Source organism: Streptomyces inusitatus, assembly GCF_014651115.1.
Lineage (GTDB): Bacteria > Actinomycetota > Actinomycetes > Streptomycetales > Streptomycetaceae > Streptomyces > Streptomyces amakusaensis.
On the sequence record NZ_BMWG01000006.1, the window covers coordinates 210,079 to 220,080 of the forward strand.

The following is a 10,002-nucleotide window of genomic DNA, read 5'->3' on the forward strand; positions in this document are numbered from 1 at the left end:
GGGCCGGGGGATCTCCCCGGCCCCTTCTCTGTGCCACCGGCTCGGGTCAAGCCCGGTGTGAATCACTCACGGGCGGGTGCCCGCCGTCGCGCGCGTTCCGCGGTCAGGGCTGAAGACCGTTGTTGATGGCGGTGATCAGCTCACCGTTGGTGGTGTCGCCGCTGAAGTCCCAGGCGAAGGTGCCGCCCAGGTTCTGGCTCTTGACCCAGCTCATCTTGCTGGTGAGCGTGGACGGGGTGTCGTAGCTCCACCAGTTGCTGCCGCACTTGGCGTAGGCGGTGCCGCCGATGGTCCCCGTGGCCGGGCAGGTGTTCTTCAGGACCTTGTAGTCCTCGAAGCCGGGCTCGTAGGTGCCCGTGGCCGGACCGGTCGCGGTGCCGCCCGGGGTGTCCTGGGTGACGCCCGTCCAGCCCCGGCCGTAGAAGCCGACGCCGAGCAGCAGCTTGCTGGCCGGGATACCGCCGGCCTTGAGCTTGTTGATCGCCGCCGCCGAGTTGAAGCCGTCCTGCGGGATGCCGGGGTAGGCCGTGAGCGGCGAGTGCGGGGCCGTCGGGCCCTTGGCGGCCCAGGCGCCGAAGAAGTCGTACGTCATCACGTTGTACCAGTCGATGTACTGTGCCGCGCCCGCGTAGTCCGCCTTGTCGATTTTGCCGCCGTTGGAGGCGTCGGCGGTGATGGCGGCGGTGAGCAGGTTGTTCGGGCCGAACTTGGCGCGGAAGGCCTGCATCATGTTCTTGATGGCGGCCGGCCCGCTGCTGTCGCAGGTCAGACCACAGGCGTTCGGGTACTCCCAGTCAAGGTCGATGCCGTCGAACACATCGGCCCACCGCGGGTCCTCGACGAGCTGGTAGCAGGACTCGGCGAAGGCGGTGGGGTTGGCCATGGCCTGGGTGAAGCCGCCGGACCAGGTCCAGCCGCCGAACGAGAACAGCACCTTGATGTGCGGGTACTTCTTCTTCAGCTCGCGGAGCTGGTTGAAGTTGCCGCGCAGCGGCTGGTCCCAGGTGTCGGCGACGCCGTCCACGGACTGGTCCGCGGTGTACGCCTTCTCGTAGTCGGCGTAGGAGTCGCCGATGGTGCACTTGCCGCCCTGGACATTGCCGAAGGCGTAGTTGATGTGGGTGATCTTCGCGGCGGTCCCGGAGGTGTCCAGGTTCTTGATGTGGAAGTTGCGTCCGTAGACGCCCCACTGGGTGAAGTACCCCATCTTGATCTTGGAGCCGGGGTTCACGGTGCCGCTGGTGCGCACCTGGTGCGCGGCGCTGAGCGGGCCGAGCTGGTCCGCGGTGTCGCGGGCCTGCACGGTGTACGAGTAGTCGGTGGCCTTGGTCAGGCCGGTGTCCGCGAAGGTGAGGCCGGTGGTCGTGTGGACCTTGGTGCCGTCACGGTAGACGTCGTAGTTCTTGACGCCCTTGTCGTCGGTCGCGGCGGTCCAGGCCAGCGTCACACCGGTCTCGGTGACATTGCTGGAGGTGGGGGTGCCGGGGGCGCTCGGCGGGTCGTCGCCGGGGACGGTGCCCCCGTCGCAGGAGCCGCCGTTGAGCTTACAGTTGGACGGGGCTCCGGTGCCGGTGCCGTTGAAGCCGAAGGTGACCGTGGCACCGGGGGCCAGCGCGCCGGCCCAGGACTTGCTCTTGGCGGTCCAGCGGTTGCCGACATTGGTCACATCGGCGTCCCAGGCGGACGTCACCCGGGTGCCGGCGGGGAAGTCCCACTCGACGGTCCAGGCGCTGATGGCCGTGGTGCCGGTGTTCTTGATGCTCCACTTGCCCTCGAAGCCATTGCCCCAGTCGGAGGCCTTGGCGTACGTCGCGGTGGCGGACGTGGCGGCCTGGGCGGGGGTGGCGAGGCCGACCAGAGCGGCCAGCGGGAGGATCAGCGCGGTCAGCGACGCGATGATCTTCGATCGGACGGAGAGCCTCGCTCCCGGTGGGGCGGGTCGTCTGAGGCCGTGCGAGGGTGGGGGCTGAGTGCTCACGGGTACTCCTTGAGGAGGTCCTGACAGTGGGGTGGGACCGTGCCGTGCCGTGCGCTCCGCACTCCGCGTGGCTCACCGCGGCGTGCGTAGCGGTGAGAGTAGGAAGGTCTGGACCAATCGTCAATAGGTCCAGACCAAAGGCGGCATGCTGGCGTAGAACAGCCCTCCGGATCCCCGTCAGATTCCCAATTCCTGCGCCAGCACCGCCGCTTGAACCCTGCTGCGCAGCTCCAGCTTCCCCAGCAGGCGGCTGACATGGGTCTTCACCGTGGCCTCGGCCATTCTCAGCCGTACGGCGATCTCGGCGTTCGACAGCCCCTCGCCCAGACAGTGCAGCACCTCGCGCTCGCGCCGGGTGAGCGCGTCGAGAATCGCGGGGTCAGGCGCGTCGGGGGAGCGCACCCGGTGCGGCGCGGCGAATTCCGCGATCAGCCGGCGGGTGACCGCGGGGGAGATCAGCCCCTCGCCGCGCGCCACCGTGCGCACCGCCGCCAGGAGGTCGGCGGCCTCGGTGTTCTTCAGCAGAAAGCCCGAGGCCCCGGCCCGTAGCGCGCCGAAGATGTACTCGTCCAGATCGAATGTGGTCAGCACCAGGACGTCCGCGAGCCTCTCGGAGACGATCTGCCGGGTCGCCGACACCCCGTCGAGCCGGGGCATCTGAAGGTCCATCAGCACCAGGTCCGGGCGGATCTCCCGGGCCATCCGCACGGCCTCCTCGCCGTCCGCCGCCTCGCCGACGACCTCGATCTCCGCCGAGCTGCGCAGAATGAGGACCAGCCCCGCACGTACGGCACTCTGGTCTTCCGCGACCAGTACCCGTACGCGCCCCGTCTGTGACGCGTCCTCTGAATGGCGTACCTCCGATGTCATGCGGAGTACTCCTCGCTCTCGTCCCGTACGGGCAGCACGGCCCGTACGCACCAGATCTTCTCGGGGCCGCCGGCGGGACCGGCCACCGGGCCCGCCTCGATCGAGCCCGACAGCAGGTCCACCCGCTCCCGCATGCCGACCAGACCGGCCCCCGAGCCGGGCGCGCGCGGGCCCGGGCGGCGGCCGAAGGGGCTGGTGACGGTGACGGTCAGGGCCCGGTCCTCGTCGTGGCCGATGGCGATGCGCACCTCACCGGGCTCGGCGTGCTTGAGCGCGTTGGTCAGGGACTCCTGGACGATCCGGTAGGCCGCCAGCTCCACCGGCGCGGGCAGGGTCACCCCCTTCTCGCGCCGGTCGTCCAGGGCGAAGGCCAGCCCGCTGGCCGTGCCATGGGCGCGGAACTGGTCGATCAGCGACTCCACCCCGGCGAGCGTGGGCGCCGCGGTCGGCCGGTCGTCCTGGGCCCGGTCCCTCAGCAGCCCGATGAGCCGCCGCATCTCCGAGAGCCCGGCGACGCTGTTCTCCCGGATGACCCCGAGCGCGTCCCGGGAGGTCCCGGGGTCGTTCAGGGAGAGCGCTGCCGTGGAGTGGATCGCGATCGCGGAGAGATGGTTGGCGACCACATCGTGCAGCTCGCGCGCCATCCGCCCGCGCTCGGCCGTCACCGCCTGGACCCGGTCCATCTCGGCGAGCAGCGCGGTCTGCTCGGCCCGCAGCCGCGCCGCGTCGGCGGCCTCCCGGTGGTTGCGGATGATCGCCCCGGTGACGGCGGGGCTGAGCACGACCATCCCGACGATCACACCGAGGAAGAGCGCGGTGGGGTTCCGGAAGAACACCAGCAGACTGATGGCGGCGGCGACCGAGAGCAGCCCGGCGATCACCGGGACCCGGCGGGCGACGGCGGGGGAGCCGTACACCACCGCCACGTACACGGTGTCGGTGAAGAGCAGCACCGTGAAGAGGTTCCCGACCGTGAACTGGTCGGCGATCAGGACCGCCGTGCCGACCAGCAGCGTGGTGAGCGGCATCGACCTGCGGAACAGCTCCTGGACGCTGATCACCGCCAGCGGCACCAGGGCGGCCCAGGCCGGGAGGAGGTCGCTGCCCGGTTCGTTGTAGACGCCGAGGGACCACAGCAGCACACCGCCGAGGAAGGCGGCGGCGATCATGAGGACATCGTCGCGGTGGGGGCGGGGAACGGTCACTCGTCCATCCAACACGGCCCTCGGTCCCAGGGCCTCCCCGACCGGGCTGAGCTGCGAGTACATCGAAGTATGCAGTGCGCTCTCCTCACTGCCGACGACGCCGGGCGGCCGGGGGTGCGAAAGCCTGGGGGAGGAGAGAGGAGAAGTCCCGTGATCGTCACGCTGATCATCGTCTGCGAGGTGGGCTTCTGGGTGCTGCTGGCCGCCGGACTGGGCGCGCGGTACCTGCTGAAGATGCCCCGGCTGGGCGCGGCCCTGCTGCTGTGCGAGCCGCTGCTGGAGGTCGTGCTGCTGATCGCCACGGCGGTCGATCTGAAGAACGGCGCCCAGCCGAGCTGGACGCACGGCCTCGCGGCGCTCTACATCGGCTACACCGTGGGCCACGGCCATCGCACGGTCCGCTGGCTCGACGGCCACGCCGCCCACCGCCTCGGCGGCGCGCCGCCCCCGTCCCCGCCGCCCCGGTACGGGATGGCGCGCGCGGCCCACGAGGGCAAGGTCTGGCTCGGCACCCTGATCGGCGCGGCGGTGGCGACCGGACTGCTCCTGCTGGCGATCTGGTACGTGGGCGACGCGAGCCGCTCGGGCTCGCTGGAGGGCTGGATCGGCCAGGCATGGAAGGTGACGATCATTCACGGACTGATCGCGCTGTCCTATCTGGTCTGGCCCCGGCGCGACCCCGGCAAGGGCACCGAGGATCGCGAGCCGGTCCGGGTGGAGCGCCGCTAGTTCATGAGCCCGCTGCCGTCAGCGGGCTCAGCGCTCGCCGCCGGGCACCCAGAGCACGTCGCCCGTCTCCTTGTTCGCCGTCCGCGCGAGGATGAAGAGCAGGTCGGAGAGGCGGTTGAGATAGGTGGCGGTCAGCGGGTTCATCGTCTCCCCGTGCACCTCCAGCGCCGCCCAGGTCGAGCGCTCCGCCCGCCGCACCACCGTGCAGGCCTGGTGGAGCAGGGCCGCTCCCGGGGTGCCGCCGGGGAGGATGAAGCTGCGGAGCTTCTCCAACTCCTCCAGGAAGCGGTCGCAGTCGGCCTCCAGCCGGTCGATGTAGAACTGCTCGACCCGCAGCGGCGGGTACTCCGGCTCCGCCACCACCGGCGTGGAGAGGTCCGCGCCCACGTCGAAGAGATCGTTCTGGATCCGTACGAGGACCTCGACCACCTCGTCCGCCAGCCCGCCGAGCGCGACCGCCGTGCCGAGCACGGCATTCGCCTCATTGGCGTCGGCGTACGCGGAGATCCGCAGATCGGTCTTGGCGGTCCGGCTCATGTCACCGAGCGCCGTGGTGCCCCGGTCGCCGGTACGGGTGTAGATACGCGTCAGATTGACCATGGGCCCAGCGTAGTGAGACCCGCCCCCGGCGCGGCACAACCCCCCGCCCCCGACCGCCCGGCGCGCCCGCTGGAGCCCCTCCGGATGTGATGTCCGTCATGTGAGACGTGACGCGCATCTCTTAGCCGCCACTTGACCCCTTCCGGCCGCTAATCTCCGGCCGAGAGGCGAAATGTAAACAGTCGTTAAGGGGTGTCGCTGTGGCCAGGAAGCTCGCCGTCATCGGAGCCGGACTCATGGGTTCCGGAATCGCTCAGGTCTCGGCCCAGGCGGGCTGGGACGTGGTTCTGCGCGACATCACCGACGAGGCCCTGACCCGCGGCACCGACACCATCAAGAGCTCCTGGGACCGCTTCGTCGCCAAGGGCAGAATGGAAGCGGCCGACGCCGACGCCGCGTTGGCCCGGATCACCACCACCACCGATCTGGACGCCGTCGCGGACGCCGACGTCGTCGTCGAGGCGGTGTTCGAGAAGCTTGAGGTCAAGCACGAGATCTTCCGCGCGCTCGACCGCGTCGTCCGCGAGGACGCGGTGCTCGCCTCCAACACCTCCGCCATCCCGATCACCAAGATCGCCGCGGTGACGGACCGTCCGGAGCGGGTCGTCGGCGCGCACTTCTTCTCGCCGGTGCCGATGATGCAGCTGTGCGAGCTGGTCCGGGGCCACCGCACCAGCGACGAAACCCTCGCCACCGCGAAGGAGTTCGCCGAGTCCGTGGGAAAGACCGTCGTCGTCGTCAACCGCGATGTCGCCGGCTTCGTCACCACCCGGCTCATCTCGGCGCTGGTGGTCGAGGCCGCCAAGCTCTACGAGTCGGGCGTGGCCTCCGCCGAGGACATCGACACCGCCTGCCGGCTGGGCTTCGGGCACGCCATGGGCCCGCTCGCCACCGCCGATCTCACCGGCGTCGACATCCTGCTCCACGCCACCGGCAACATCTACACCGAGTCCCAGGACACCAAGTTCGCCGCGCCGGAGCTGATGCGCCGGATGGTGGACGCCGGGGACATCGGCCGCAAGAGCGGGCAGGGCTTCTACACCTACTGAGCGGCCCGCGAAGGCCCTCCGGCGTCCGTCGGTATCACCCTACGGAGTGATTTCGGTATCGGTTCGCTTACAAACAGCAACTGAGGCGCCCTTCAGGCCGTCAGTTGAGGCAAGAAGAAGTGCGACAGCCTGCGCGGGCCGTCGCACCGACGCGGCCCATCACACATCCACTGGGCACTGAAGCACTCTCGGGGAGCGCATATGCACATCAGGGGCGACCAAGTCGAGCTGGTCGTCGGGGGCCGCCTCGACGTCCGCAGCGCGGCGGACGCCCGTACGGTCCTGCACTCGGCGGTCGACGACGGAGACGGCGACCTGGTGCTCGATCTGACCGGCCTCGACTCCTGGGACGCCACCGGGCTCGGCGTCATCATGGGCGCCCACCGCCGGGCCGGCCGCTGCGGCAGAAGGCTCGTACTGCGCGGTGTGCCGCCGCAGATGCAGCGGCTGCTGGTGGCCACCCGGCTGCACCGCATCCTCGCCATCGAGGGCGGCCTCGCCGCCGAGTCGCTGCCCCGGGTCTGACCCGCCCGGCCCGCCCCGGGCCGCCTCCGCCCACCTCGTACCCGCCCGTTCGCGACCTCACAATTCTCATGAAGCCGTGACGTCGCGGACGGGCCGGCACCCCGCCGCATCAGGGATACCCTGCCAGCGTCTAGGGTTTCGTTCGTCTGCCGATGTACGGGACGCTCCGACGAGCCACTCGACGACACACCGCTCCGGGCGACCCACGCGGCAGGAGCACCGGACCGAAGCGGCGTCCGGGCGCGCGGAGAGACTCGGGAGGGGCCTTCGCGCGAGGCTCCGCCACGGGCTCCCACCGAGCCCCGGCGGGGACGAACCTCTGCGAAGCGCATCTGGGGGCTTGGACGATGGACCACGACAGTTTCGGCGAGGGCGCGGGGCCGAAGCGGCCCTCGCGCGAGCCCGGCGCGCCCGACTTCGGACAGTCCGCGCCGCCGCTCGCCCGTACCGTGCGGATCGTCGCCGGTGACTTCCTGCTCACCGTGAACCCCGTCGACGGCAGCGAGATAGAACCCTGCCCGCCCGGCGTGCCCGACGCCGCCGACCATCCCGCGCCGCCCGTCCGCCGCACCGGGGCCGAGCGCGCCGAACACCAGCGCGCCGCCCAGCCGCCCGCACCCGCGGGACCCGCCGCGCCCCGGCCGGCGCTGCTGGAGCGCGACGACGAGCGCGAGCGGATCACCCGCCTCCTCGCCCGGGGCCGCTCCCTGCGCGTCACCGGGCCCGCCGGCTCCGGCCGCACCGCCCTGCTCGACCTCGTCGCCGAGGAGTGCGCCGACCTCGCGCCCGACGGAGTCGTCCGGCTCAACGGCCGCCACCGCACCGCCACCGACCTGCTGTACGAACTCTTCGCGGCCGTCCACCGCTCCCCGCGCCACCGCCCCGGCCGCGCCCGACTCCCCGAGCGGATCGCCGACATCGGCGCGATCGTCGTCCTGGACGACCTGGAGTTCGGCGGCGCGGCCCTCGGCGAGCTGCTCGACTCGGCCCCCGAGTGCGCCTTCCTGCTCGCCGCCCTCCCCGACGCCCCCGAACCCGCCGCCGACGCCCACCTCGAAGAGATCGTCCTCACCGGACTCGGCCGCGGCGCCTCCATGGAGCTGCTGCGCCGCTCCGTGGACCGCCCGCTCGCCGAGGACGAGGCCAACTGGGCCGGAGACCTCTGGTTCGAGTCCGAGGGCCTGCCGCTGCGCTTCGTCCAGGCCGGCGCGCTGCTGCGCCAGCGCGACGAACTCCGCGAGCGGCTGCGCGAGGACCCCGACGCCTTCGAGGCGTTCGCACCCCCGGAGGGCGTCGACGGCACGGAGGTCGCCCTGCCCACCCTGGGACAGGGCGCGGCGCCCGCGCCACTGCTCGCCTCCCGGCTCGGCGAGGCCGCCCGGCAGACCCTGCGCCTCGCCGTCGCGCTCGGCGGCGAGGTGCCCCACCAGGCGCATCTGCCCGCCCTCGTCGGCGACACCCACGCCGACGCCGCGATCGGCGAGCTGATGAACTGCGGCCTCCTCTCCCCGGTCGGCGTCCGCTACCGGCTCGCGGCCGGCGTCCGCGCCCAACTGGTCGAGAAGGGGTACGCGGAGGAGTCCGCCGCCCACGCCCACACCGCCGCCCAGCACTACACCTGGTGGGTCGGACACCCCTCCGTCACCCCCGAGCGGGCCTGCGCCGAGGCGGACGCCGTCGTGGCCGCGCTCACCGCCCTGGTCACGAGCGACGGGAGCGGGCACCCGAGCGCCGCCGTGCTGCTCGCCCGCAGCGCCGCGCCCGCCCTCGCCGCCGGACTCCACTGGGGCGCGTGGGAACGCGTCCTGCGGACCGGCTGCGAAGCCGCCCGCAAGGCGGGCGAAGTGGCCGAAGAGGCCTACTTCCACCATGAGCTGGGCATCCTGGCGCTCAGCACCGACCGGCTGGACCGGGCGCGCGCCGAGCTGGAGACCTCGATCGGCATGCGCGGCGTGCTCGCCGACAAGAGCGGCACGGTCGCCGGACGCCGGGCGCTGACCCTCGTCGACGACCGGGAGAACGGACGAGTGCCCTCGGCCCCCCTCCCCGGCTCCGCCGAGGCCCCCACCGCCCGGGTGCCCGCCACCCGTCCGGCGCTCTCCTCGCCCCCGGCGATGGCCGCGCTGCCGCCCGGCACGGGAGCGGGAGCGGGGGCGGCGGACCGCGACGAGGCCGCCCCCGCCCCGGGCACCCGCCCCTTCCCGGTGGTCTCCGGGACCGTGGAGGTGCCCCGGACCTTCGTCCCGTACCAGCCGCCGCGCAAGGAGAGCGCCTGGGCCCGCCGCGGGCGCGTGCTGCTCGGCACCCGCCGCAATCTGCTCGCCGCCGCCGCGGGCGCGCTGCTCGTGGCCGTCCTGGGCACCGCGGTCACCCTCGGCGCGGTCTCGGACGAGAAGGAGCCGCCGAGCGGCGGCAAGGTCGGCAACGGCCAGTCGGTCAAGGAGGAGGAGGCCCCCGACGGTCTGGAGGCGGACGAACCCGCCACCGCCCCCGGCGAGCCCGGGCCCAGCGTCCCCGGCGCGGTCCCGGCCGCCACCACCGGCGCGACGACCACCCGCAGCGCCGTACCCGTGACGGGGACACCGTCCGCGACGGCCACCACCACACCCACGGCCGGCACCACCCCGCGGCCGGACCAGAGCACCTCGGACGCGCCGACCACCCCCAGCGCCCCGGCGTCGACCACCGGCACCGGCAGCCCGACCGGCACGGGCGGGCCGACCACCGTGCCCACCGCCACGGTCACCCCCACCGCCACCGCCATCCCCAAGCCCACCCCGACCAACAGGCCGACCAAGACCACCAGGCCGACGACCCCCACGCCCACGTCCAAGCCCAAGCCCATCGGCGACGACGGCACCCAGACCACCGGGAGCGCGCCGATCGCGCCCAGCACCCCCGGCGGGACCGCCTCCGTCCCGGTCGCCTGAACTCTCGGGTACGCCGGCGGGCCCCGGGCGGTGCCTCCCGGGGCGGCGGCCGCCTCCCCCCGGGGGGGGGGGGGGGGGGGGCGCTCCGCCCTGCGGGCGGGTGGCTCCGCTGCCCC

General features: G+C 72.5%; 8 protein-coding genes. 4 read left to right on the plus strand and 4 right to left on the minus strand.

All coding sequences use genetic code 11. The annotated features are described in order from the left end of the window. Positions 1 to 103 precede the first annotated feature (103 nt). The 3 genes from IE247_RS13550 to IE247_RS13560 form a co-directional block, all read right to left on the minus strand. Positions 104 to 1,900, minus strand: coding sequence for a glycoside hydrolase family 18 chitinase (locus tag IE247_RS13550; RefSeq protein ID WP_229869104.1), 1,797 nt, complete (start codon positions 1,898 to 1,900; stop codon positions 104 to 106). Between the two features lie 255 nt (positions 1,901 to 2,155). Next, positions 2,156 to 2,848, minus strand: coding sequence for a response regulator (locus IE247_RS13555; protein WP_190123303.1), 693 nt, complete (start codon positions 2,846 to 2,848; stop codon positions 2,156 to 2,158). Further along, on the minus strand, positions 2,845 to 4,053 hold the full coding sequence (locus IE247_RS13560; RefSeq protein ID WP_229869096.1) for a sensor histidine kinase: 1,209 nt from the start codon (positions 4,051 to 4,053) through the stop codon (positions 2,845 to 2,847). The genes IE247_RS13555 and IE247_RS13560 overlap by 4 nt, the downstream gene beginning before the upstream one ends. A 150-nt stretch (positions 4,054 to 4,203) precedes the next feature. Between IE247_RS13560 and IE247_RS13565 the strand changes: the two genes are divergently transcribed. Next, positions 4,204 to 4,782: a hypothetical protein gene (locus tag IE247_RS13565; RefSeq protein WP_190123305.1), complete on the plus strand. Its 579-nt coding sequence runs from the start codon at positions 4,204 to 4,206 to the stop codon at positions 4,780 to 4,782. Positions 4,783 to 4,809: 27 nt separating this feature from the next. Here IE247_RS13565 and IE247_RS13570 read toward each other — a convergent pair whose 3' ends face one another. After that, positions 4,810 to 5,382, minus strand: a complete 573-nt coding sequence (locus IE247_RS13570) for a cob(I)yrinic acid a,c-diamide adenosyltransferase (RefSeq protein WP_190123306.1) — start codon at positions 5,380 to 5,382, stop codon at positions 4,810 to 4,812. Between the two features lie 200 nt (positions 5,383 to 5,582). On the opposite strand from IE247_RS13570, the gene IE247_RS13575 reads away from it, so the two are divergent. From IE247_RS13575 to IE247_RS13585, 3 genes are all read left to right on the plus strand, one after another. Beyond that, on the plus strand, positions 5,583 to 6,431 hold the full coding sequence (locus IE247_RS13575; RefSeq protein WP_190123307.1) for a 3-hydroxyacyl-CoA dehydrogenase family protein: 849 nt from the start codon (positions 5,583 to 5,585) through the stop codon (positions 6,429 to 6,431). 201 nt (positions 6,432 to 6,632) lie between these two features. Next, positions 6,633 to 6,956: an STAS domain-containing protein gene (locus tag IE247_RS13580; RefSeq protein ID WP_190123308.1), complete on the plus strand. Its 324-nt coding sequence runs from the start codon at positions 6,633 to 6,635 to the stop codon at positions 6,954 to 6,956. A gap of 347 nt (positions 6,957 to 7,303) precedes the next feature. Further along, positions 7,304 to 9,886 carry an ATP-binding protein gene (locus IE247_RS13585; protein ID WP_190123309.1) on the plus strand — a complete coding sequence of 861 codons (2,583 nt, stop codon included), beginning with the start codon at positions 7,304 to 7,306 and terminating at the stop codon, positions 9,884 to 9,886. Positions 9,887 to 10,002: the final 116 nt, after the last annotated feature.